The sequence below is a fragment of the Paenibacillus sp. FSL H8-0548 genome (assembly GCF_038630985.1).
Classification (GTDB): domain Bacteria; phylum Bacillota; class Bacilli; order Paenibacillales; family Paenibacillaceae; genus Pristimantibacillus.
This window is the reverse complement of the sequence record NZ_CP152049.1, coordinates 3755951-3781341: the sequence shown is the minus strand read 5'-3', so window position 1 is coordinate 3781341 and position 25391 is coordinate 3755951. Positions and strand designations below refer to the sequence as shown.

The 25391-nt window shown below is 45.7% G+C and carries 22 protein-coding genes; 19 read left to right on the top strand and 3 right to left on the bottom strand.

All coding sequences use genetic code 11. The annotated features are described in order from the left end of the window. Positions 1-106: 106 nt before the first annotated feature. The 14 genes from glp to MHI37_RS16010 all read left to right on the top strand — a co-directional run bounded on the left by glp (position 107) and on the right by MHI37_RS16010 (position 17870). Positions 107-1372: a gephyrin-like molybdotransferase Glp gene (gene glp, locus MHI37_RS16075; protein ID WP_076334769.1), complete on the top strand. Its 1266-nt coding sequence runs from the start codon at positions 107-109 to the stop codon at positions 1370-1372. 28 nt (positions 1373-1400) lie between these two features. After that, positions 1401-3548 (top strand): nitrite reductase large subunit NirB, encoded by a 2148-nt coding sequence (nirB, locus tag MHI37_RS16070; protein ID WP_076334770.1) that lies wholly within the window; start codon positions 1401-1403, stop codon positions 3546-3548. Beyond that, positions 3536-5689, top strand: a complete 2154-nt coding sequence (locus tag MHI37_RS16065) for a molybdopterin oxidoreductase family protein (protein WP_076334771.1) — start codon at positions 3536-3538, stop codon at positions 5687-5689. The genes nirB and MHI37_RS16065 overlap by 13 nt, the downstream gene beginning before the upstream one ends. 113 nt (positions 5690-5802) lie before the next feature. Continuing rightward, positions 5803-7374 carry an ABC-F family ATP-binding cassette domain-containing protein gene (locus MHI37_RS16060; protein ID WP_076334772.1) on the top strand — a complete coding sequence of 524 codons (1572 nt, stop codon included), beginning with the start codon at positions 5803-5805 and terminating at the stop codon, positions 7372-7374. Between the two features lie 166 nt (positions 7375-7540). Next, positions 7541-7717, top strand: a complete 177-nt coding sequence (locus MHI37_RS16055; protein ID WP_179090124.1) for a hypothetical protein — start codon at positions 7541-7543, stop codon at positions 7715-7717. Positions 7718-7720: 3 nt separating this feature from the next. Next, the gene (locus MHI37_RS16050; protein WP_076334773.1) at positions 7721-8317 is read left to right on the top strand and encodes a GNAT family N-acetyltransferase; all 597 of its coding nucleotides are present in this window, start codon (positions 7721-7723) and stop codon (positions 8315-8317) included. A gap of 1041 nt (positions 8318-9358) precedes the next feature. Continuing rightward, positions 9359-10480 carry an acyl-CoA dehydrogenase family protein gene (locus MHI37_RS16045; protein ID WP_076334775.1) on the top strand — a complete coding sequence of 374 codons (1122 nt, stop codon included), beginning with the start codon at positions 9359-9361 and terminating at the stop codon, positions 10478-10480. 13 nt (positions 10481-10493) lie between these two features. Then, positions 10494-11666 (top strand): acetyl-CoA C-acetyltransferase, encoded by a 1173-nt coding sequence (locus MHI37_RS16040; protein ID WP_076334776.1) that lies wholly within the window; start codon positions 10494-10496, stop codon positions 11664-11666. 19 nt (positions 11667-11685) lie between these two features. After that, positions 11686-12540, top strand: a complete 855-nt coding sequence (locus MHI37_RS16035; RefSeq protein WP_076334777.1) for a 3-hydroxybutyryl-CoA dehydrogenase — start codon at positions 11686-11688, stop codon at positions 12538-12540. 37 nt (positions 12541-12577) lie between these two features. Continuing rightward, complete coding sequence (locus MHI37_RS16030; protein ID WP_076334778.1) at positions 12578-13720, top strand: acyl-CoA dehydrogenase family protein; 1143 nt, start codon at positions 12578-12580, stop codon at positions 13718-13720. After that, a complete protein-coding gene (gene prpB / locus MHI37_RS16025) occupies positions 13677-14651 on the top strand; it encodes a methylisocitrate lyase (protein ID WP_256709557.1) in 975 nt (324 codons plus the stop codon). Before MHI37_RS16030 ends, prpB begins: the two co-directional genes overlap by 44 nt. Then, positions 14641-15762: a 2-methylcitrate synthase gene (gene prpC, locus MHI37_RS16020; protein ID WP_076334779.1), complete on the top strand. Its 1122-nt coding sequence runs from the start codon at positions 14641-14643 to the stop codon at positions 15760-15762. The genes prpB and prpC overlap by 11 nt, the downstream gene beginning before the upstream one ends. A 23-nt stretch (positions 15763-15785) precedes the next feature. Next, positions 15786-17228 (top strand): bifunctional 2-methylcitrate dehydratase/aconitate hydratase, encoded by a 1443-nt coding sequence (locus MHI37_RS16015; RefSeq protein ID WP_076334780.1) that lies wholly within the window; start codon positions 15786-15788, stop codon positions 17226-17228. A 132-nt stretch (positions 17229-17360) separates the two neighbouring features. Then, complete coding sequence (locus MHI37_RS16010; RefSeq protein ID WP_076334781.1) at positions 17361-17870, top strand: hypothetical protein; 510 nt, start codon at positions 17361-17363, stop codon at positions 17868-17870. Between the two features lie 62 nt (positions 17871-17932). Here the strand turns inward: MHI37_RS16010 and MHI37_RS16005 are convergent, their stop codons facing one another. After that, on the bottom strand, positions 17933-18757 hold the full coding sequence (locus tag MHI37_RS16005; protein ID WP_256709563.1) for an alpha/beta fold hydrolase: 825 nt from the start codon (positions 18755-18757) through the stop codon (positions 17933-17935). Positions 18758-18845: 88 nt separating this feature from the next. After that, a complete protein-coding gene (locus MHI37_RS16000) occupies positions 18846-19709 on the bottom strand; it encodes a YihY/virulence factor BrkB family protein (protein ID WP_083676037.1) in 864 nt (287 codons plus the stop codon). Between the two features lie 149 nt (positions 19710-19858). Between MHI37_RS16000 and MHI37_RS15995 the strand changes: the two genes are divergently transcribed. The 3 genes from MHI37_RS15995 to MHI37_RS15985 all read left to right on the top strand — a co-directional run bounded on the left by MHI37_RS15995 (position 19859) and on the right by MHI37_RS15985 (position 22460). Next, complete coding sequence (locus MHI37_RS15995; protein WP_342556492.1) at positions 19859-20275, top strand: TerB family tellurite resistance protein; 417 nt, start codon at positions 19859-19861, stop codon at positions 20273-20275. Between the two features lie 65 nt (positions 20276-20340). After that, positions 20341-21150, top strand: a complete 810-nt coding sequence (locus tag MHI37_RS15990; RefSeq protein ID WP_076334784.1) for a GNAT family N-acetyltransferase — start codon at positions 20341-20343, stop codon at positions 21148-21150. A gap of 170 nt (positions 21151-21320) precedes the next feature. Further along, positions 21321-22460, top strand: coding sequence for a hypothetical protein (locus MHI37_RS15985; RefSeq protein ID WP_144023581.1), 1140 nt, complete (start codon positions 21321-21323; stop codon positions 22458-22460). Positions 22461-22565: 105 nt separating this feature from the next. Here MHI37_RS15985 and MHI37_RS15980 read toward each other — a convergent pair whose 3' ends face one another. Beyond that, entirely contained in the window at positions 22566-23723 is a 1158-nt protein-coding gene (locus MHI37_RS15980; RefSeq protein WP_179090125.1) for a glycosyl hydrolase family 8, read from the bottom strand. 366 nt (positions 23724-24089) lie between these two features. Here MHI37_RS15980 and MHI37_RS15975 point away from each other — a divergent pair, with 366 nt between their 5' ends. Both MHI37_RS15975 and MHI37_RS15970 read left to right on the top strand, forming a co-directional pair. After that, on the top strand, positions 24090-24488 hold the full coding sequence (locus MHI37_RS15975; protein WP_076334786.1) for a PadR family transcriptional regulator: 399 nt from the start codon (positions 24090-24092) through the stop codon (positions 24486-24488). A 244-nt stretch (positions 24489-24732) separates the two neighbouring features. Continuing rightward, on the top strand, positions 24733-25386 hold the full coding sequence (locus MHI37_RS15970; protein ID WP_306010652.1) for a hypothetical protein: 654 nt from the start codon (positions 24733-24735) through the stop codon (positions 25384-25386). Positions 25387-25391 lie beyond the last annotated feature (5 nt).

The following is a 25391-nucleotide window of genomic DNA, read 5'->3' as shown; positions in this document are numbered from 1 at the left end:
AGCACAGTGGCGTGCCAACTCATGCGGCAACGATGCCTTTTCCCATTTACGGGAAAGGGATTTTTCTGTTTATTTTGAAATCAACTAGTGACAGGGGAGGGATAATATGTCGATCGTAACCGCGGCAGAGCCGCTGACAGCTTCTGTATCCAAAGCCGTTATGAAGATGGCAAGAGAAGTAAGGGAGCCTCTTATGGAAGAAACTCCTTTAGAGGATTCATTATCCCGTGTACTTGCTTTAGACTTTGAAAGTCCGTTCTCCTTACCGCCTTTTCGCCGTGCAGCTATGGATGGTTATGCGATTTTTTCCGCTTCTTCTATTCATGCTTCCAAGGAGCAACCCGTGCTGTTGAAAGTTAGTGATGAAATTCGAGCCGGACAATGGAATCCATCCAATTCGTCAGAACCGGAGTTATTGGATTCTGTCCGTATATTTACTGGTGCGCCTGTCCCCACAGGCTATGATGCGATTGTTATGCAAGAGACAGTGCAAGAGCGTAGAGGACTGCGCAGTTATCCTGCTATACAAATTGATCGTGCTTGTCCAAAAGGGCAGCATATCGCGGAGAAAGGCGAAGATGTTCCGCAAGGTATGAAGATGCTTTACCGAGGTACGGCGATCAAGGCCAAGGAAATCGCGGTGTTAGCCTCTTTTGGCCAAGATAGCATAACAGTCTATAGAAAACCTGTGGTTGCCATTATACCTGTAGGAGATGAATTGGCTTTGCCAGGAGAATCTCTTCAGGCTGGCAGTATTTTCGATGCAAACAGCTTCATGGTAAGTGCGCGGCTGCGTGAGCTTGGAGCAAACGTAATCCGTCAAGCTCCAATTGCCGATTGTCAGTTCACGATTGAGGCGGCTATGAAAGCTGCTCTTGATACAGCAGATTTAGTGGTGACCATAGGCGGCGTCTCCGTAGGGGACTATGATTTCGTGAAGCGAGCGGCCGAGAGCATTGGCGGGTCACCTTTGTTCACGAAGGTGCTTATGAGGCCAGGAACACCGACATCAGCCTATCTATTGGGATCGAAGCTCATGATTTGCCTGTCTGGCAATCCATCGGCTTGCTTTACAGGTGTTGAGCTGCTGCTGCGTCCCATTGTTTTGAAGGCTTCTGGAAGAAATGATTATCGTTCTGAGTGGATGGAGGGACGTTTAATCGATTCGATTCCAAAACCATCGCCTTACCCGCGATATGCAAGAGCCTTCGTTTATCGTCATGAAAAAGAGTGGCTGGTCGAGCCGCTGCGCAATGATAAATCCGGGAATATCGCTGCCTTTGCAAGAGCTAATGCTCTTATGCTTATTAAAGCAGGAGGCGCTGGAGCTGCTGCTGGAGAGGAGGTTCGCTGGATTACGCTTTCGATTTAGCATATTGCGCGAGTGGATGTGAGCAGAGATGAGTAGAGAAAAGTTAATTGTAATCGGAAATGGCATGGCAGGCATTAAATGCCTGGATGAAATTATAAAGCTGTCGCCGTCAAAGTTTCAAATAACGGTGTTTGGCAGTGAGAAGCATCCCAATTATAACCGCATATTATTGTCAAAGGTGCTGCAAGGGGATTCTTCAATTGACAGTATCGTAATTAATGACTGGTCCTGGTATGAGGAGCGAAATATTCGCTTATTTACAGGTGAGACTGTCGTTCAGATTGATACGAATACGAAGCAGGTAACCACCTTGTCTGGCATTTGTGCAGAATATGATCACCTTATTATTGCAACGGGCTCTTCTGCCTTTATCCCTCCTATAACAGGTGTCCATAAATCGGGAGTTATTTCGTTTCGCAGCATGGAAGATTGTGCGACGATGTTTGCGTATGCGAAAAAATACAAGCGAGCAGCAGTCATCGGCGGCGGCTTGCTAGGACTTGAAGCTGCACGCGGTCTATTAAATCTTGGCATGCAAACAGAGGTTATCCATAATGCGCCCTATTTAATGAATCGACAGCTTGATGTCATAGCCGCAGACATGCTGCGCAAGGAATTAGAGCAGCAGGGCATGCGATTCTCATTAAGCAAGGAAACAGAGAGTATCATTGGGCTAAATCGCGCCAAAGGGATTCGGTTTACGAATGGCAGCACGATAGAGGCAGATTTAATCGTTATCTCTGTCGGAATTCGGCCGAACATTGCACTTGCCAAACAAAGCGGCATAGAAACGAATAGAGCGATTATCGTTGATGACTACATGAGAACGAGTGTCCCATCCATTTATGCGGTTGGTGAGTGCGCAGAGCACCGCGGGGTTGCCTATGGACTCGTTGCACCGCTATATGAGCAAGGGAAGGTGCTGGCAGGTACCCTATGTGGAAACCATACAGAGCCCTATACAGGTTCTATCCCCTATGCACAGCTTAAAGTTTCCGGGGTAGAGGTGTTCTCGGTAGGCCAAATTCAATCGGGTGAGGCAGATACAGCGATTCAAATATATGACGGCATCCATGGCACCTACAAAAAAGTAACGATGAAGGATGGAAAGGTGAGCGGCGCCATTCTATTTGGTCAGACGTCGGAAGGAACGGCATTGCTGGGCTTAGTCAAAAGAGGCGCGCCGGTTGCCGAGCTAACGACCGCAAAGGCTGATGACCAAAGCGATAGCGATCATATAGTTGCAAGCATGTCTGATCGCGAGACGGTCTGCGCATGCAATGCCGTAAATAAATCAGCAATTATGTGCGCGGTAATGGAAGATGGGCTGCAATCGGTTGAGCAGGTCCGTGATCGTACGAAGGCATCAAGCTCTTGCGGAGGCTGTCGCCCGATGGTTGAAGCAATCGTGCGCTATGCGCTCTCACATGATCGAGAGGCGGGAGCTCTCATCATTTCACCGATCTGCAGCTGTGCTGAGATCAGTCACGACATGCTTAAAGCTTATATGAAAACCACTCATGACCACTCTATAAATAAAATCAGAGAAGAGCTCGGTTCAATCAGACTCGGCGAGTGTTCCCTTTGTTTATCAGCAATACGCTATTATTCAGCTCTTTATTATCCAAATTCAAAGGAAGTTAATGCGGCAATAGCTGGCGGAACAAAGAGGGGAAGGAATCATTTCTCAGTCGATGTACATTCCGGGTCAGAAAAAGATACAGACGCCCATTTTCATTCAAGCTATGTCGGCTCTCAGTTGAAATACTATTGTACGGACCTGCCATTTCCGGCACCTGTCCGCGCAGCAGTCGCATCTAGCATTCATATATCTGCTGGCGTGCTCGTCCATGATGTAGGTATCTGCGGATCTCCAGCGGGCTGGGAGGTATACGCTGGCGGCCATGCAGAGCATCCCGTGAAGCAAGGTCAGCTTATTGGTATTGCCGACTCTGATCGATTAGCTGTCGAGCTGTTTATTTCCTGTCTTCAGCTTTACCGTGAAAATGCAGAATTTGGTGAGCCGCTTTGGAAATGGATCGAGAGAGAAGGGCTTGCAAACATAAGAGAATCGGTACTTGACTTAGATTATCGTATAGAGCTTGTCGAGCAAGCGGCAGCGACTATCACGAATAAAAGTGATGAAAGGCTAGGTGAGAGCCTATGCGGCAATTGACGAATACAGCTGATCGACAAGGTGCGATTGAAGTTATAGATACACAATGTCCGTTTTGCAGTGTGCAATGCAAAATGCGCATTACGAAAGAGCTGCCGATTCCAGGCTCGCGCCGCTTCAAGTATGCAATTGAAGGTCTTCCTAATGCAGCCTCAGAAGGACGCTTATGTGTGAAGGGAATGAACGCCCATCAGCATGCGGTCAGCTCCAATCGTATTCTCCAGCCTCTAATCATGCAAAATGGACAGCATGTCCCTGTCTCTTGGGAAACGGCGATATTTACGATTGTGAATAAGCTTGAATCGATTAGCAAAACCTATGGTTCTGATTCACTCGGTGTTTATGGCGGAGGCTCGCTTACTAATGAAACAGCCTATCTGCTTGGCAAGTTTGCTAGAGTAGCCCTTCGAACGAAGCATGTGGACTACAATGGCCGATTCTGCATGTCAGCTGCCGCATCCGCAGGCAATAAAGCCTTTGGTGTTGATCGCGGTTTAACCTGTAGACTATCCGATATTCCACTTGCTCGGTGCATTATATTAGCCGGTACGAATATCGCTGAATGCCAGCCGACGCTAATGCCTTATTTCAATAAAGCAAAGGAAAATGGAGCCGTCATTATTGTAATTGATCCAAGGGTAACGGCTACGGCGGCTATCGCTGATATTCACTTGCAGTTAAAGCCAGGTACAGATGCCGCGCTTGCTAATGGCCTATTGAAGGTACTGTTGGATGAGAAGCTGCTGGATGAGTCCTTTATCCATAATAGAACGAATGGATTCGACGAGCTTAAGGAGCATATGGCATCGATAAATCTGCATGAGGTGGCTGAGCTTACTGGCTTGAAGGAGGCTGCTCTTCGAAAGGCAGCTCTTGCCTATGGGCAAGCGGAAACGGGCATCATTTTCACCGCGCGCGGTGTTGAGCAGCAGACGGATGGGCATATGGCGGTACGAAACTTTCTAAATCTTGTCCTTGCAACGGGGAAGATCGGCAAGCCCGGCTGCGGCTATGGAGCAATTACCGGACAAGGCAATGGGCAAGGGGGACGGGAGCATGGACAAAAAAGCGACCAATTGCCCGGCTATCGGAGTATTGAGGATGAGCAGGATCGCGCTTACGTTTCCAGCGTGTGGGGAATTGATCCGTCAGAGCTCCCTCGCAAGGGGGTATCTGCCTATGAAATGATGGAGCTTATTCATCAGAAGACGATTCGCTCCTTGTTCGTTATGGGCTCGAATCCTGTCGTCTCGAATCCGAACGCTGATTTTGTAGAGGAAGGATTAGCAGGTTTAGATTTTCTAGTGGTAGCAGACATGTTCCTGTCTGAAACGGCTCGCATGGCAGATGTTGTACTGCCTATAACCGCTTATCTAGAAAACGACGGGACATTAACCAATCTTGAAGGACGGGTGCTTCTGCGTGAATCGACAGCAGCTGCTCCTGGGGAGACAAGGCATGATTGGTCGATTTTATGCGACATTGCGGAGGGACTAGGGAAGCAGCGGTATTTTTCATACACGAATGTAGAGCGAATTTTTGATGAGCTTAGAGTAGCTAGCCGCGGTGGTGTTGCCGATTATTATGGCATAACGTATGACCGATTACGGAGGGAAGGTGGAGTTTACTGGCCCTGCCCTAGCACTCAGGAAGAAGGCAATCAAGGCATGATGTTCGAGAAATCATTTGCCCATTCGGATGGCAGAGCGCTATTCGTGCCTGTATCCAGCCAAAAGCCGAATGAAACGCCTAACGGTGATTTTCCGCTTACGATGACGAACGGAAGAGTACTCGCACATTATTTGACTGGAGTTCAAACGCATAGAAGCCCTACCTTAGCCGCCAGAAATATTGAAAACTACATTGAAATCCATCCACGTACAGCCAAAAGATATAATATAGAAGATGGTGAGTGGGTGGAGGTAACTTCACGCAGAGGCAGCTTTAGCGTACGAAGTCGATATACCGAAAAAATAAGAGAAGATACGTTATTCGTGCCCATGCATTGGGGTGGAGTCCAAAATGTTAATAAAGCAACAAGTCCAGATCTTGATCCGAATTGTAAAATGCCTGGTTTTAAAACCTCAACCGTTAACATTAGACCGCTGCGCTTAACGTATTCAAGCATTGAACAGCAATAGCTGAAACAAGACCGAGTCACGCTGCTATTAAGGCATGTGGCTCGGTCTTTTCATGCGCCTTGCTTGACACAATGGTCTCAAGTAGTTTAAAACCATATACAGAGGTGAAAGACATGAGCGTCATTCGGTTAGAAAATGTAACAAAAAAATATGGGGATACTCTTATTTTTCGCGATATTTATTTTCGCATAAACAAGGGCGAGAGAATTGGTCTAATTGGTAGAAACGGTGCAGGAAAATCGACCGTATTCAAGCTGATTCTTGGAAGAGAAGAGCCTACCTTAGGGAAGGTCGAGGTTGATCCTCAGGTTAAGATCAGCTACTTCTCGCAGTTTTCAGAGCTTAGCGGTTCACGTTCTGTTCAGCAGGAGCTTGAGCTCTGCTATGAGCATATTTGGAGCATAGAGAGTGAGCTGAAGGAAATTGGCGAGCAGCTGGGGAGCGTAACCGATGATCGCGAAATGGATCGTTTATTGAATCGGCAAGCGGAGCTTTTTGAACAAATGGATCATCATGATGGATGGAATGCAGCTGTTGAGATCGATACGGTGCTTACGAAGCTCGGCTTCCATGAACAGTCGCGTCAGCAGCCTGTTGATCAGCTTTCTGGCGGCTGGCGCAATCGTGCTGCTCTTGCTAAAATGCTCATCGAAGCTCCTGATGTCGTACTTCTGGATGAGCCGACAAACTTTTTGGACTTGGATGGACTTGCCTGGCTGGAGCAATGGCTGCATCGCTTCAGCGGCACTATGGTGCTGGTATCCCATGATCGTCAATTCATCGACCGCGTAGTTACCCGAACGATTGAAATTGAGAACTATCATTTTCAGGAGTATGAAGGCAATTATACCGACTATGTTCGTAAGAAGAAGCTGCGCAAGAAGGAGCTGGACCGGCAATTTGAATGGGAAGAGGAGCTTCTACTTATGGAGGCTGAAGAGATTGATGATCGTTCCAAACGAAAATCCTCGAAGGATCGCCTTTCGCGCAAGCTGGCGGATATGAAGAAGCGAGTAGAGCCGCATCCCGTAAACGTGTTGATTACCGATATTTATGAAAACCTGCGTTTTCCAAATAATCTATGTACAGTTGAATCCATCAGCAAGAGCTACGCAGACCGCCTAATATTTGAAAACGTCAGCTTTGACATTCAGAAAGAAGATAGAATAGCAATTATCGGCTCTAACGGCAGCGGTAAGTCCACACTAATTAAGGTGCTGACAAGTCAAGAGTCGGCTGATACGGGGGCCGTTCGCTTTAGCAAAGGTGTGAATTATGCTTATTTCAATCAAATGTGGGACGAGCTTGATCAGAAGGACACGGTTAGCCATGCAGTTAATATTTTTGGGCTTGGCCTGAATGCACCGAGGAAAAAAGTGAATAAATTTCTATCTATGCTGCAGTTTTCAGAAGCCGATCTCCAGAAGGTTATTGGAACATTATCCGGTGGACAGCAGGCACGTGTAGCGCTGGCGAAATGCCTTCTGTCTGGTTCGGAAATCATTATTTTGGATGAACCTACTAATCATCTAGATCTGACAAGCATTCAGGTCATGGAGCAGGCATTAATTCATTTTCCCGGGGCAGTGGTGACTGTAAGCCATGATCGTTTCTTTATAGATAAAATAGCTACAAAGCTGCTCACCTTTGAGCCCGGCGGTAGCATTAATCAGCAGTCGGTATAGCAGGGAGTAGCTTCCCTGTTAAATCTTTACTCTAGGTAGTTGAAATGTTAAAATAGGAGTATAAGGCATCTTCCGAACCCTATAATGTTTCCAGTCTGGGAGTTTTTTTAACATATTGTTATGAAATCTATCATATCTATCACTAGAAAAATTCTAGGAGGTAGACATGGCCAAAAAAAAAGGAGGGAAAAAGATGGCAACTCAAATTGCTGCTACTCCAATCCTAAAAGGTAAAGATGCTCAAAATTTATTGAATTCTTTAAACGATAGAGCTACTGAAAAATCAAAAGCTAACGGAAAGAAGCTTGTTAATTTTTTCAAAGCAATGGAGAAAGGGAAATAATTAATGTTTCTAGACGAACTCACTATAGCTAGGTTATCCGAAGCAGATCGTGATAATCTAGCTATTTTTGATTGTTTAAATACGGAAGAATACGCAGCAATCGAGCGCAGAGCAAAGAAACGGCTGGAAGATCACTCGAAGGATATGAATCGATTTCTCATTTATGAAGCGTTAGAGGAGCAAGAGGAAGGCTATAATACAACCTACTTATTAAGAGATTCTCTTGGCCTAGTTATTGCCTATATTTCACTTTGTGCAGACGCCATTAGATTAAATTACAAAGAGCGAAACAATGGAGCAATCGGATATGAGATGTTTCCCTCTTTAAAAATAGCAAGACTGGCAGTACACAAAGATTATCAAAAGCATGGAATTGGGACGACCTTAATTTCATTCGCCGTCTCAAAAGCATTAATAATGAGAGAAACAGTAGGCGGCGTAAAGTTTATTACTTTAGATTGCTACGCCCACCGACTTTCTTATTACACAAATACGAAAATTGGGTTTGAAGAAAATCTGCTCCAGACGAACCACGGAGAGAGAAACAAGCCTATTAGTTTGCGACTACATATTGATAACTATTTGGATAAATGGTCCTGAAATCGTCATTTTAATAATTAATTACATTAAATATTCGCAGTATTAAGAAAGCCAGTCTTAACGGACTGGCTTTTTTTTGCTATATAGGAAACTATGTATTCTCCGAACCTGTTGATCACGATGCTGCTGCAGCAGCATGAGCTTTGCCGTGACAGTCAATCATAAGAATGTGTAATACTAGGCTATCCTGCACATTTGCAGGGTAGCCTACTCTTTTTAATGGTTTAGGGCAGCTATCCTGCACGTAAGCAGGATAGCTGCCAACAATGGAGATCAGATGGCTGGAAATGAGCTGAAATGACGAGCTATAATGCGTGAGTACAGGATAGGCTAGCTAGAGCGCCCCAAACGCACGAAGTTAATGCAAAAGTGCAGGATAGCTTCCGCGCTGGGCGTAGGAGGCGTGAGGATTTGAGGAGCGGCATCGAGCGTGGGGAAAGTTGAGGGAAATGACGAGCTATAATGCGTGAGTACAGGATAGGTTTGCTCGTACGAGTACGAGTTTGTTGATTACACATCCCAAGAATAAATGAATACCTGAATTTTAGAATGATCACGGGGGCTTAGCTCAGCTGGGGTGGCGCTTGCATGGCATGCAAGCGATCAGGGGGGTTCAGTCGGCGCGGACGGAGCGAATGCGGAGGAGCACGGAGTCTGAATCTAACGCTAAAATTTATCGACGAATACGCTTCGTCAGCCATTTCATCCGAAGTGTTTTTTTTATTTAAAGCCATGATGCCTTTGTCACATTTTTTAAAAAAAGTGGACAAGGCGATCATGGTTTTTTTTGAAATATAAGAAAGTATACGGTTCACATGTATACTCCACCTATATTTTTGCGAGAAACCACTTGTCCTTAGACAAGGACGACGTAGTCGTTTCACCTTGTAGTTTTAATGCGAGCAATGAGTACGCAGAAGCCTCATTTAAAGGGGACGGTACTAGTCATTTTTAAGGTGGAGGCGTTCATATACTACGGTATATGCGGATCCCGTCGAACTTTGTCCACCATGCTTGAGCTGTCATGAGAGGGGGAGGGAGATGCGATTTTCTATATCCGAGGAGCAAGAGCTCACCCGATCTGTCGTAAGAGATTTTTCAGAAAACGAGCTTGCGCCGCGTGCAGGAGAACGAGATGCAATTGGTCAGCTTGATCGAACGCTTTTTCAAAAAATAGCATTACTCGGTTTAACGGGCATCCCAATCGAAGAGCGCTATGGTGGGGCCGGAGGCAGCTGGCTGACGTATGCCATCGTGATCGAGGAGCTTTCAAGAGTATGTGCATCCACAGCAGCAGTATTAAACGCCCACACCTTATATGCCGCATGGCCGCTTTATGCATATGGCAGCAACGAAGCTAAGAGCACTCATCTCCTTGAGCTAACGAGTGGAACGCGTATTGGGGGCTGCGCACTGCCTCAGGCCAAACCAGCAAGCCTCGCCGCTCGGATAAAGGGAACAGAGGCTGTGTTAAACGGCAAGCATTCCTTTGTCATTCATGGTGAAGCTGCGGATTGCACCGTTGTTTTCGCACGTACAGGAGCAAACAAGAGGGAAATGAACTGCAGCGTTTATCTAATTGAGAATGATGCGCCTGGATGCAGGATCGGGAAAAAAGCTCAAAAGCTAGGCTTACGATCTCTAATGACCTCTGAATTTGAGTTTAGACAGTGCAGCATTCCAGTGAGCTCGAGATTAGGGAATGAGGGTCAAGGACAGAACATCGCATGTTCATTAATAGATATTGGTCATATCGGAGCTGCGGCACAATCGCTTGGTCTTGCACAGGGAGCGCTGGAGGCAGCAGTAGATTACGCTAAGAAGCGCAAGCAGTTCGGCACAACCATTGGCAAACAGCAGGGAATTTCCTTTAAGCTTGCCGACATGGCTGCAAAGATTGAAGCTGCACGACTACTCACTTACCAGGCGGCGTGGCGGAAAGATGAGGGCTTGTCTTGCAGCAAAGCAGCTGCGATAGCTCGTAAATATACAGCGGATATAGCTGTGTCTGCAGCAATTGAAGCTATTCAGATATTTGGCGGCTATGGCTATATGCAGGAATACCGGATGGAAAGAATGCTGCGAGATGCTAAATGCTTGCAATCAGAGATGGGAACAGGCGGTATGAGGATAGATTGTAACTCCAATATATTGCCCAGTTAGGAGGCAATTCGTTATGCGTCATACCGTCATCGTAGGCGGACAAAGAACCGCATTCGGAAAACTAGGCGGCATGTTTAAGGATGTTAAGGCAGTTGAGCTCGGAGCAGCAGCGATCAACGGAGCAATGCTGCAGAGCGGAATTAAGGCTGCCCAAGTTGATGTGGTCATGATGGGTATGGTGCTGCAAGCGGGCTGTGGACAGAATCCTGCACGACAAGCAGCAAGGCTTGCCGGACTGGATTGGCAGGTGCCTTCTGATACGATTAATAAAGTATGCGCCTCAGGACTGCGTGCCATTACCTTGGCAGAGCAAATTATACGGGCAGGAGATGCGGACACGATCGTTGCTGGTGGAATGGAGAGCATGAGCCAAACACCGTTTGCCGTCCGAACAGCAAGATGGGGAAGCCGGTTAGGCCATACGGAGCTAACTGATCTGCTGCTGCATGATGGCTTACTTTGTCCCTTTGATGACGTTCTAATGGCTGTACACGGCAATCAAAACGCATCTGAACATGGCATTAGTCGGTCTGAGCAGGATGCTTGGGCACTCCGAAGCCATGTGCGTGCGAGCGCTGCTATACAACAAGGCTTTTTCGCTGAGGAAATTACAGGGGTTTCTCAGTCACGAGGCTCACTGCCTAACCTTGATGAGTCGCCGCGACCGGATGCAAGCCTAGAACAGCTTGCTCGGCTAAAGCCGATTCATAATGTGAACAGTACGATTACAGCAGGCAATGCTCCCGGTGTCAATGATGGTGCTGCGGCCCTCGTATTAATGTCTAATGAAGAGGCGATCCGAACAGGAAGTCAGTCGCTAGCCAAAATTATCGGGCATAGCACGATTGGAACGGAGCCGCCATATTTGGCTGCAGCACCAGCGCTGGCCATTCAGAAGCTGCTGCGCAAAACCGGCGCTTCGATCGAGGATATCGACTTGTTTGAGGTGAACGAAGCGTTTGCTTCGGTTGTATTAATCTGCGGGAAAATACTGGACTGGGACACAGAAAAGGTAAACGTAAATGGAGGAGCTATAGCTCTTGGCCACCCAATAGGCGCTAGCGGTGCTCGAATTTTACTTTCCTTGGTCAATGAGCTGCGGCGCAGAGGCGGCGGTCTTGGCATAGCGGCTATTTGCAGCGGCGGGGCGCAGGGAGATGCGGTAATGATAGAGGTACAAGGCTAATGCCGAGGTGATGAAGACGATGAATGTGCTGCAAAAAACGATGGTGATTGGAGCCGGCCAAATGGGCTGCGGCATTGCTCAGACGCTTATCCAAAGCGGTGGAGAGGTGACGCTCTACGATATTAAGCATGCTGCGGTTAATCGGGGAATGAGCTTGATTGAGGAATCCTTAAAACGGCTTGTGGATAAGGAAAAGCTGACCAAGGAGCAGCGCGAACAATTTCTTGCAAAGCTTACACCTACTATAAGCCTGAAAAATGCCGAGTCTGTAGACCTTGTCATTGAAGCGGCTCCCGAGCAAATGGAAATTAAGAAGTCGTTGTTTAAAAAACTGGATCGCATATGCAAGGCAGATACGATTTTGGCAACCAATACCTCGTCCTTATCCATTACGGACATTGCTTCTGCAACATCGCGGCCGGGGCTCGTCATCGGCATGCACTTTATGAACCCTGTCCCTGTGATGCCGCTGGTTGAGATCATAAGTGGGCTTGCAACCACTGAAGAAACGCGTGTAAAAGTGAAGAAGCTGACACAAGCTCTAGGCAAAACACCTGTAGAGGCGAAGGACTTTCCAGGTTTTATCGCTAATCGCATTCTTATGCCGATGATTAATGAAGCGATTTATGCGATTTATGAAGGTGTCGCTGAACCAGAGGCGATCGACCAAATTATGAAGCTCGGAATGAATCATCCGATGGGACCGCTCGCGCTTGCTGATTTCATTGGCCTTGATACCTGTTTAGCGATTATGGAGACTCTGCAGCAGGGCTTTGGCGATTCCAAATATCGGCCCTGTCCGCTGCTGCGCCAATATGTGCAGGCGGGTTGGCTGGGACGCAAGTCAGGTCGCGGGTTTTACTTGTATTCCTAACAGAGATGAGAGGTTGGTCTGGAAGGAGTGATGAGTTGTGGAGCTCCGATTTACGCAGCAGCAAGCAGAGCTGCAAAGAGTGGTTCGGCAATTCGCTGAGACTGAGCTTGCCGCGGCTGTTCCAATTATGGAGCAAAAGGATGAATTTCCGAGTCGGCTTATTGCTAGGTTGGCAGAGCTCGGTTTTATGGGCCTTCCTATCGAGCCTCAATGGGGAGGCGCAGGAGCCGATTATATTTCTTACATCATAGCTATCCATGAAATTTCCAAAATAAGTGCAGCCGTTGGTGTTATTCTCTCCGTTCATACTTCTGTCGGCACTCTCCCTATCTTGCAATATGGTACAGAAGCTCAAATTTCTAAATATGTAAGTAAGCTTGCCGCTGGGCAGTGGTTGGGTGCTTTCGCATTAACGGAGGCCAGTGCTGGATCGGATGCAGCCGCTATCCGCACTTCAGCTGTACTAGACGGTGAGCACTATATACTAAATGGTTCAAAGCTTTTTATTACGAACGCTGGCGCTGCAAATACGTATGTCACCTTTGCGGTTACTGATTCGACTATGGGCTCACGCGGAATTACTGCATTTATTGTAGAAGGAGATATGGAAGGACTGACCATCGGCAGAAAAGAAAAAAAGCTAGGCTTGCACGGCTCTAGCACCTGTGAAGTCATATTTGATCAGCTTAAAGTACCTTTATCTCAGCGACTTGGCAAAGAAGGGGAAGGCTTTACAATTGCAAAAGCTTCACTTGATGGCGGTCGAATCGGAATTGCAGCGCAGGCGCTCGGAATTGCGGAGTCAGCATTGCAGCAGCTCGAGAAGCAGTTTCTACCTCTAGTAAGCGGTACAGAAAAAAAACGACCACTTTATAAACCGAGCTATGCTGTGCTAGCCGATTTGACTGCTCAGGTGGAGGCATCGAGATTGCTTGTATACCAAGCGGCATATTTGCGTCAAATGGATTTGCCTTGTACGAAGGAGGCTTCCATTGCCAAAATGTTCGCATCCGACACAGCTGTTGCAGTGACCGATGCGGCGATTTCTTTATTTGGTTTAGCGGGATGTATGAAGGAGCTGCCTTTGGAGCGACTGTTCCGGGATGCCAAGGCGACACAGATTTATGAGGGCACGAATGAAATCCATCGAATTGTCATTAGCAGCAAAATTCTTAAGTGATCGTTTTTTTTCTCAGAAGGCGGTGGTGGGAATGGGTCATTCAGCTGGAGATCGACTTCGTAAAGCGCTAACACTCGAAAAGCCGCTGCAGGTGGCTGGAACGATAAATGCTTATTCGGCAATTATGGCGGAGAGAGTAGGGTTTCGAGCTTTATATCTATCTGGCGCAGGCGTAGCGAATGCAGCATTTGGCTTGCCGGATCTGGGCATAACAACGCTGCAGGACAGTCTTGAGGAGGTTAGGAGAATTACAAGCGCGACCGAGCAGCCTTTGCTAGTTGATGTGGATACGGGCTTTGGCGGCGCTTTTCAAATCGCTCGCACGATAAAGCTTATGACCCGAGCAGGAGCTGCAGGTGTCCATATCGAGGATCAAATTGCCGACAAGAGATGCGGTCACCGACCTAATAAAGCGATCGTGCGTCAAGAAGAGATGGTCGATCGAATCAGAGCTGCGGCGGACGCCAAGGAGGATTCACAATTCGTTATTATGGCTCGTACAGATGCACTGGCAGTCGAGGGATTAAATGCTGCGATCGAGAGGGCATGTGCATGCGTCGAGGCTGGTGCCGATATGATTTTCCCTGAAGCGGTTGCAAGACTCGAGGATTACCGTGCTTTTGCCGATGCGGTCAAGGTGCCCATTCTAGCGAACATCACAGAATTTGGCCAAACCCCGCTTTATACTACCGAGGAGCTAAGAAGCGCTGGCGTCAGTCTAGCTCTTTATCCGTTATCGGCCTTTCGAGCGATGAGCGCCGCCGCGCTGCAGGTCTACCAGACAATCAGACGCGAGGGTACGCAAAAAACGGTTCTAGAACAGATGCAAACGAGGGCTGAGCTTTATGATTTTCTAGACTATTTCAGCTATGAGGAGAAGCTTGATCAGCTGTATAGCAGTCGTGAGGAGGACAAAAGCGATGGCGACTAAAAAAACAGGCGGACTCGCAGATGTAATCGCGGGGCAAACAGCTATTTCTACTGTCGGCAAGGAAGGCAAAGAACTCACCTATCGGGGCTATGCAATTGAGGATCTCGTGAGCTACGGCTCCTTTGAAGAAACGGCTTATTTGCTCATCTATGGCAAGCTGCCGAATGTATCTGAGCTGATGGCGTATAAGGGCAAGCTGCGTGCTCTTCGCAGTCTTCCTGCAAGCCTAATGGCTATTTTGGAGCTGCTCCCTATGAGCACGCATCCGATGGATGTGCTGAGAACAGCTGTTTCGGCGCTGGGCGCCTTAGAGCCGGAAGAGGCAGGCAATAGTCAGTACGATATTGCTGATCGCCTGCTATCATGCAGCGCCTCGATGCTGCTTTATTGGCATCATTATCATACAAGCGGCATTCGAATAGAGACTGACACGGATGATGACAGTATTGCAGGTCATTTTCTGCAGCTGCTTCATGGCGTAAAGGCAAGCAGGCTCCATGAGAAAGCACTCGACGCTTCTCTCATTCTATATGCAGAGCATGAATTCAATGCTTCAACCTTTGCTGCGCGGGTTACATCAGCGACATTGTCCGATTTTTACTCCGCAGTGACAACAGGCATAGGTACGCTGCGCGGGAATCTTCATGGCGGCGCGAATGAAGCAGCGATGGATCTAATAAAGCGATTTGCTAGTCCAGATGAAGCCGAAAGCGGATTGCTTCAAATGCTGTCAAAGAAGCAGTTAATTATGGGCTTCGGCCATCGTGTTTATACCATCCGTGATCCAAGATCAGATAGAATCAAACAATGGTCGAAACGATTATCGGAGGATGCCGGAAGTACACGACTCTATGAAATTTCCGAACGAATCGAGTCCATTATGCGCAGTCAGAAGGGGCTATTTCCAAACCTAGACTTCTATAGCGCATCAGCCTATCATTTACTTGGCATACCGACGCCATTTTTCACCCCTATTTTCGTTATGTCCCGGATTAGCGGTTGGTCCGCACATATCATTGAACAGCGTGCTCACAACAGGCTCATTCGGCCAAATGCTGCTTACACGGGACCGGAGCGTTTACCGTGGCTTCCGATCATGGAACGATCCTAACTCTCGGAGGAGGAACCTATCTTATGTTAATAAATACTAGCAACATAAGAACAGAATTTGACCGCGTGATCGTTGAGATTGCAGAGTATGCTGCAGCTTACAGAATCGAAAGCGATGAAGCCTACGAGACTGCTCGGTATTGCCTTATGGATACACTAGGCTGTGGTATTCTTGCGCTAAGATATCCCGAATGCACGAAGCTATTAGGGCCTGTCGTCCCGGGAACAGTGACACCGCATGGGGCGCGGATTCCGGGAACCAGCTTTCAGCTTGATCCGATTACAGCTGCTTTTAATATTGGCTGTATGATTCGCTGGCTCGATTATAACGACACTTGGCTTGCGGCAGAATGGGGACATCCATCCGACAATTTAGGGGGTATTCTCGCAGCAGCTGATTATATAAGCAGGAAAAATATATCCGAAGGCAAAGCTCCGCTAACGATGCGCGATGTGCTTAGTGCCATGATTAAAGCGCATGAAATTCAAGGTGTTCTTGCTCTTGCGAACAGCTTTAACCGAGTCGGGCTCGATCATGTCATTTTGGTGAAGGTTGCCTCCACAGCAGTTGTAACCGCTTTGCTAGGGGGATCAAAGGACGAGATAGCTGCTGCGGTTTCCCATGCTTGGCTTGACGGGCATCCCCTTCGCACCTACCGGCACTCTCCCAATACGGGAACACGCAAATCATGGGCAGCCGGAGATGCAACAAGCCGAGCTGTACGTCTGTCGCTCTTGGCATTAAAGGGAGAAATGGGCTACACATCTGCGCTTACCGCACCAGGATGGGGATTTTATGATGTTTTGTTTAAAGGCAATCCATTTTCTATAAATCGTAAATTTGAAAGCTATGTGATGGAAAACATATTGTTTAAAATTTCGTTTCCTGCGGAGTTTCACGGTCAAACGGCTGTGGAATGTGCCATCTTGCTTCATCCGCTTATACGGAGCAGATTAGATGAGATCGATAAAATTGTCCTTACTACCCATGAGTCAGCTTTGCGAATCATAGACAAAACAGGGCCGCTTCATAATTCTGCGGATCGTGATCATTGTCTTCAATATATGGTAGCTATTGCTCTGCTTTATGGGAATTTAACGGCTGACCATTATGAAGAAGAGTCTGCGCTCGATCCAAGAATTGATGAGCTGCGCAGCAAAATGATTACAATGGAAGAAGCGGCCTATTCACTTGATTATATGGATGAGAATAAACGCTCCATTGCGAATGCGATTCAGATTTTTTTCACGGATGGAACCGCTTCGGATCGTGTAGAGATCGAGTATCCCATCGGGCATCGGCGCAGACGCGAAGAGGCCATTCCGCAGCTTATCCAAAAATTCGAAACGAATTTAAAAAGCCGTTTTCCTGCTAAGCAAACACTTGAAATACTGGAGCTGTGCAAAAATCAGCAGTCATTAGAGCAAACGTCCGTGCAGCAGTTTGTCGATCTTTTTGTCATATGAATGAAAGCCTGCGCATGACACAGGTTTTTATTTTTTTTGTAGCTTTTCTGTAACTTATTTCACACTGGATTCGTTATAAACTATAAGTAAGCAGAATAAGAATATAGACCATATAAAAGGAGCGTCTGCGCTATGAAAAAATATACAATGATCGCATTAGTTGCGATAGCTTGTCTCACGGCCTTTAGCTTTGCGCCGACGGGAGGCCGTGATTATGTACCGGTAGAACAAACCCCGGAAATGGAGACGGGCTATATTGATCGTGTACAACTGAAGAATGACCGCTATCACTTGTCTGTTGATCAAATCAATTGGTATGAAGGCTCTGAAGCAACTGAGAAGTTCCTTGAGCGAGAAGGCAGCGAGGAGCTTGATGGACCCCCAAACGATTATTACATCATTAATGATGATGAAACTTTGCATGATTTGGTGATCGCCGAGGATGCGGAGGTATTGATGCAATTATACAATCGTACTGGAAACGTGCTAGAGGCAGATATCGTATGGAATGAGTCTATCACTGTTGAGAAATTCGTTGAACTGATCAATACTGAGGATGATTTGGATATGAAGAGCTTTCCCTATCATTTGACTGTGAAGGATGGAGAGATCTCTCGAATCGTGCAGCAATATGTTCCATAATGATAATAAATCGTAAAGAGCAAGCTGCCTCAATCAGGCTGCTTGCTCTTTTTTTTGTTACATCAATCTCTTCCTGCTTCATAGATTTTTTGAGCTAGCATTGCCGGATTCATCTTTGTTGCTGACATATGATCGCTATTGCCTTGAATGTATCGAAATATTCCGAGTCTACTGGACATATGAGGATGCCATCCATAATTCGCATTGAATTGAGGCAATACATTGTCTTCTGTAAAGTAGATGTAGCTCCTAGGTATGCTGAGACTATAAAATTTCTTGAGATCTAGTTTCTCGTAAAATGGCTTAGCAGGCTCAGGCGTTATTTTACTGTAAATTTGCAGTGCTACCTCTAGTGGCGCTATATTTACAAACGTGTCACGAAAAAATGGGAAGGGAAGCATAATGGTATCATTGCCAGAGCTTTCTCTTAGCTGCTGAAAAAATGAATTAGCTGCTTCTGGAAACTCATCTGCTACTGCCTCACCATCATTCAGCACAAAGGCATCCCAGAAAACGAGCCGTTTGATTCGGCTTGGAACTTGCTCTGCCACCTTCTGAACGACCGAGCCTCCGAAGCTATGTCCAACAAGAATAATCTGCTGAAGATTATTTCCGACTATAAAATCAACCACGGATTTCGTTATCATCCCATGTGTAACGTTTTTATTAGTGTCAGCACCGTGTCCTGCATATTCTGGCGTATAGACGATATGGCCCATTTTGCGTAATTCAAATGCGGTTTCATCCCAAAAGCTGGCATCCGCCCATGCACCATGCACAAGAACGAAGGTAAGCGGCAGGTAAGGTGCTCTCCATTGAAGGAAGGTGGTATATGGATGAATAAACGGATTCATTCCGTTCAACTTATTTTGTTCATTGGAATACATAACATTACTCCTCGATATCAGATGATTCAGCATATGCCCAAATCACTGCGAGGTTCTTCTGCGTGAACAAATCAAGTTTCAAGCCGACTTAGAACTGCCAATGCTGAGCAGCCTCTTTGTGCGGTGTACGTACATTCTTAGCCGCTAATGTAGCATTGATCTCACCGCCAAGAATGATGATGATTGCGCTTATGTAGAGCCAAATTAATAAAATGATCATTCCTCCCAGACTGCCATAGGTTTTTGAATAATTGCCGAAGCTGTTCATGTATAGTTGAAAAAGCAGCGAAGTAATCATCCAGCCGAAGGTTGTGAAGATGCTGCCTGGAAGCACCTCTCTGAGCGCAAGCTTTCGGCTTGGTACAATCCAGTAAAGGAGAGTAAACGCACCAATCATGGCGGCAATCGGAATAGCATAGGTAAGAACGCTCCATATCCACTGAAAGCTGTTTGGAGCATTCAGCCATTCAAATAGATATTGACCAAAAGCTTTGCCTAAAATGAGCAGCAGCATGACCAAAGCAATGACCACAACGAGAAAAATAGTCGTAACCAGTGAGATGCCTCGTACCTTCCAGAAGGGACGCTGCTCTTTAATGTCATAAGCCTTATTTAAGCCTTTAATAATAGCATTAATACCGTTAGAGGCTGACCAAAGCGTTGCGATCATCCCGATAGAGAGCAGGGTCCCGCTGCCGTTATTCACCACTTCCGCCAGTATATCTGTAATCATCTTGCTCGCATCAGAAGGGAGCAGGCGAATGAACTCTGCGATGACGCTATCTCCCGATAGCTCGATAAATCCGAGCAGGCTAACCAAGAAAATAAGAAATGGAAAAAACGATAGAATTAAATAATAGGTAAGCTGTGCTCCTAATGCTGGAACATCATCATCTTTGAAGCGACCGTATAAACCTTTGAAAAATTGCATTGTACTAGAATTTCGTAGCATCAGCACTCACCGTCCCTTTCTTAAACATGTAAACAAAAAGGAAGGAGCACTAAACATATAAGAAAAAAGAAAACGACATAAATGATTGTAGGAATGTATCACTCTGCGTCGAATAAGAGTTATAGACAGTCATTTTTTGAAACTAGGGAGTGAATCGCTTGTTTTTGCATTTTTTACAATCGAAGGAACATAAAGTAGCTTTTCTCGAATTAGCTTATCTTGTAGCAAATGCGGATGGATTCGTGCATAAAAAAGAAAGAGGCTATCTGCAGTCCTATATGGAAGAAATGGAAATCCAGCAGACAGAGACCAGCTTTTCATCTGAGAAGCACCTTTCCGATATTATAGGCAACCTGAAGGATGAGCATGTGAAACATATTTTCTTTGCGGAAATATTGCTGCTCATATTTGTTGATGGAGATTATAACGACGATGAAAAGAAAATTGCTATGGAAATGAAGCAGCAGTTCGGTTTCTCTGACGAGACCTATGAAGCGTTTAAGGATTGGGTTATTCGGATGGATCAGCTGAAAATTGAAGGATTAAAGCTGATTTTGAACCAATAAGGAATACTAATTGATGATTAGGTTTCATAATTCAAAATCCAGTTGAATGTGAGGAAGATTCCACTATGCTGCTCCCTGTAATGGATGAAGAGCTTTCCCTGCGGATACAACAGTCTGAAATCAATTATTTAACGTCAAGAATTAGCTCGATTGGCGAGCGAGAGGGGAATCCGGAAGGTGTCGTAATTAAAGCCTTCGGCAAGACAATCGCTTATTATATCAAAACTATGCCATGGACCATTTTTAATTGTGCAAAGGGATTATCCGATGAGGACAGCAGCTATTTAGAGGATATTGCAGCATTCTTCGCAGCTAGAGACAGGTCTTTCCAAATCGATCTAAATCCGGTGCATTGCTCAGCTAACCTATTCAAAAAGATCTCTGCGCTAGGTTTTTACCAAAATGGGTTTCACTCCGTGCTATACGGATTGCCACGAGAGAATAGAGCAACAGAGCCGTCTAATATTCGCATTATTGAAGTAGATAGTGAACAGCATTTTGAGCATTATGCTGAAATTCATTGTTTAGGCTCTGGCATGTCCTTAGCCGATAAGCATCATTTTGTGAATAATAACATCGGGTTATTGAATCGAGAAGGCTGGAAAATCTTTTTGGCTTATTTAAACGATGTGCCTGCTGGTGTCGGAGTGATGTATATTAACGGAGGCATTGCCTCCTGCACATTAGCAGCAACTGCTCCGCCATACCGTAATCAAGGGCTGCAAACCGCACTTTTAAACCATCGGATGTTTGAAGCACAGCTGGCGGGATGTGAGCTTGTGGTAGCGCAAGCTCGCTTTGGATCTTCCAGTCAACGGAATATGGAGCGTGCTGGCATGCAAGTCGCGTGGACCCGTTCCACCTTTGGGCGTTAAGCCAATTCCGAAACAAAAAAAGCAGTTCATCGTACCTTCTGGTATTGATGGACTGCTTTTTTTTGTTGATGGCATATAGGATATAGCTCTCGCAAGTTTCGTTTACTCCGAGGAAGGGTAGTTTATTCTATGCAAGGAAAAAATATAGTTTAAATTTCCGAAGGAGGCATATGATGAATCTATTTAAATTCAAACGAAGGATAGTCGCAGCGGTGCTGGCGGTGGGTCTGCTATCTTCTGTATCCGTCACACAAGCATCTGAAGGAACGAGTGCAAATAATCTATTCAGCGGTACTCCCGCAGGGGACCTACCGTACCACTTCAGCGCTATTCAATTTCTTAACGGCTCAACCGGCCGTGCAGCAGGTAACGGATTTCTGCTCGGAACCTCGGATGCAGGATCATCCTGGCAATCGATCTACACTGGGACGTGGCAGTTTACTCAGCTTGAATTTTTATCGAATACTACTGGCTGGGCACTTGCTAGGTCTTCAAGAACGGGACCGAACGCTCTTATTTATACGTCTGACGGTGGAAGTACCTTCACGAAAATACGAACCGGCACTTTAGAACTCGAGCGTATCCATTTTATCGATGATCAAAACGGCTTTGGCTACACGAGAGCTTTTGCCTATAAGACCTCGAACGGCGGGAACACATGGACCAAAATTTCAACATTACCCAATACTCGTTATGCAAACTTTAAAGATGCGAAGAATGGTTGGATTTTAATCGTAGTCCCGGGTTTTGGATACAAGCTCTCCAGAACATTGGATGGAGGCGAGACATGGACAACAAAATTATCGGTGAAATCTGATGAAATCAGTGGAGGGGAAATTCACACAAGCGGCAGTGAGGTTTGGGCAGAGTTTTATGGAGGCGCAGGAATGTCTCAGCAATCTTATTCTCTTTATGCCTCTTCAGACAACGGATCTAATTGGCGAAAAGTAATCAGTCAGGCTACTGCAGGAGGAGGTGCTGCTCCTGGCGGCGCAGAAGGAGTTGTGAAGGAAGGACCTGCTTCGCCGGGCGGTCATCCAAGCAATTTTGAATTGGTTGATGGAGCAGCGATTCTTGGAGCTTTTTCTCCTGCGGGCGAGGTCATTGGTATTGGCCGTTCATTAGATGCAGGAAAAACATGGTCAAATCTTAAGCCAATCAGAGGTTATGAGAGTGTTATTTCCTTTACAAGCAAGGATCTAGGATGGATGGCAGATACAAGTATAACTGATTCTGCTGTTTACAGGACAACAGATGGTGGAAAAACATGGTCAAAGAAAATCAGTATTCCACGTGATAGGAATGAATAGTGATTGAGATCAATCTAAAACATCCCGAATAGAACCTGCATCTCATGCAGGTTCTATTTTTTTGAAAACATATGCATAAAATTAGCTGATCATTATTAATGCGAACTAAATCTGTTGTTCAGGCATCCACATTCTGAAATTACCGCTAAGTGCAAGCATGGCGAACAAATAAAGACAATTGTCATAATAGCGGCGCTCACCAGTACGAAGAGGGGTATTCCAGAACAGTTCAACACTAGATTTGGCATACGGTCCATCTGCTGAAGCAAGTGAGGCCATTGCGTTCGTCGCCAATAATCCAACGGGATGAAGCGACTTCTCATCAAATGGCTCTCCTGCTATCGTATAGCGCCTATAATCGGAAGGATCAATGCCAGAGAAAAAGGCTTGAATTCGGTTCGCTTCCATCTGCTGCCATTCATCAACGCCGAACCATTCTGTATCCAAGCCGATATTCGCAGCAACGCGATAGGAGTCGCTGAAAAAATGCCCGTAGCCGCGTTCATTATTCGGCGTTCCGTCATAATAAGCATACTCGGGCGCGAGACCGGTGACCGGATGGCATGAAAGCTGGAGATAATTACGGCTTGCGGCTGCCGCTTGCTTCCAAAAGCTGCGATCTACTGGATTTGCCCAAAGCGCGAACAATTCATAAAAGTGCGGCAGATGATAGGACGGATCTGAATAGTGACAATCAGGAATAAACTTAATCAACTGATTGGAAGGCTCCCACATCGGATTGCCGTCGTTATTTTCGCCTTTATGTACGCAGCTATGCAACAAATTGCGAGCTTGGACGCTATAATCGAAAGGCGCTGCTCCATCTCCCCAGCGGTGTGACGCGAAGAAAAGGGCAAGCGCAAAGTACTCCTCACCGTCTGGCGCGGGGCCATTTGAACGTTTAGTTCCATCGGTATTACATGACCAAGCAAAATACCCCGCATTTTCACCCTCCGTCATGTACATATAAGTTTTTGTCCACTTCCAGATACGATCGAAAGTTTCTTTGTGATCCATTTGGACGGCCATCATCATCCCGTAGGACATACCCTCTGTACGCACATCAATGTTTCCAGTATCAAGCAAATATCCCATATCATCCTCAGACTCGAAATAAATACGTGTCAGCTCATCTCCGTTAAATAACTCCGTCCAAGTATTCTCAACACGTGTCTGAATTTCCTCTTTGCTATAACCATACTCCTCAAATAAATTACGGTATTTCTCTGTATAAAAAGCACCAGTACCAAGTTTGGTTGTCATTTCCAAGACCTCCGCAAATAAATTGCCTGCATAAGCCAAGCGTATAATATAAACTTTAACCTGTTCCTGTTAAGGTTCCCACCCTAAAAAGCATATCAAATACTTTAAATAGTATAGGAAATGGGTGGACAACTACTTCGGACTGTGGTTTTCCATTTCTACTGATTTTGATTTTAGTCTTTAATCGTATTCTAGATATAGATGAAGTAGGGGATTAGCGAATAGGGATAGGTACGCAGTGGAATTAAATGCTGCATAATAGCGAATTGAAAGAGTGTTAACAAGTATATTGTAAACAGGCATATATGAAGTATAATGGAAAGATAGGCTAAATATTGAAATGATCGATTGGAAAGGTTGGATGATATGGCACGTAATGAGAATCCTATTGAAAAATCTGAATCCCTTGGTCATGTCGTTAAAGTTCAACAAGTCATTGACTTCATTGTCCTCTCTGAGCTTCAGAACGGACAGCTGTATGCCAGTGAATTAGAGCAGCGTATTATTCAGGTGCTCGGAGGCAATGTTGGCGTTAATGATGCCTACCTAAGCCAACGTTTAAAAACATTAGCCGATAAAGGACATGTGCTTCGCAACTGGGAGGGTGACAATCGTTACAATCGATTTTACCGAATTACGGCTTCTGGCTTGGAATATTTCAAAGAATTACTTCGTGAGCTCCCTGATCGAGTGTCCAGAGCGCAGCAGGTCTACAATCGTTTTGATAAATATGTAGGGAAATTTGATAAAGTGAACCTTAAATAAAGCTTCTTGATGCAGAAAATCGCTCCTCCCTCTCGGGTGGAGCGATTTTTATTTTGCTAGCGCTAAGGAAATCCGTAAGGATAAAAAGAATTCATAGCAGAGCTAAGCCATATATATAGGTATACGCAATGCAATAGTAGAGGAGGTGCGTAATTTGGATAGCTCGAGAATTATGAAGCTGCTCGGACTAATAGCTTGCGTCGTATTTCTAAATATTTTCGTTTTGTCGCCAGGATTATTAGGATTGCAAATCGGGGGAGAAAGTGCAATTGAGACAGCTTCAGGCATAACCTTACTCCTTGTAAGTCCCATCGTTCTGCTATATGGAAGCTATGTCACACTTTTCAAGCCAGCAGCTATGACATCTGTCAAAAACATAAAAACACATGAGGATTATAAAGATGCCCTTATCGTGTACCGTAATGTAAAAGTTTTAAAAAAAGAAATTTTCCTGGCTATCGATCAGCTGGATCGAATAGAAAAGAAGAAGGACACGATATTAAACGTACTGCGGCAGCGATTTGACCCAACGGAGCTAAGCTTCAAAAAATTTATTTCTGTCATCTATGAAGTCGAAAAGCTTTTTTACCTCAATATTAGAGGAATCCTCAACAAGCTTAGTGTGTTGGATGCTTCAGAGTTCTCTACTTTCGTCAGCCAGCAAAAATTAACGCATTCTTCTCATAAACTGTTGCAAGAAAAAACAGCGCTATACCATGAGTACTTTGCTTATGTGACAGGGTATCTAGATGCAAATGAAGAGATACTGCTTAAGCTGGATAAGCTGCTTCTGGAAATCACACTACTCGGCAGTGCGGATTATAGAGATGTCGAAGAAATGCCCTGCATGAAGGAAATCGATGCTTTGATAAAGCAAACTAAATTTTATAAGCAGTGAAAGGG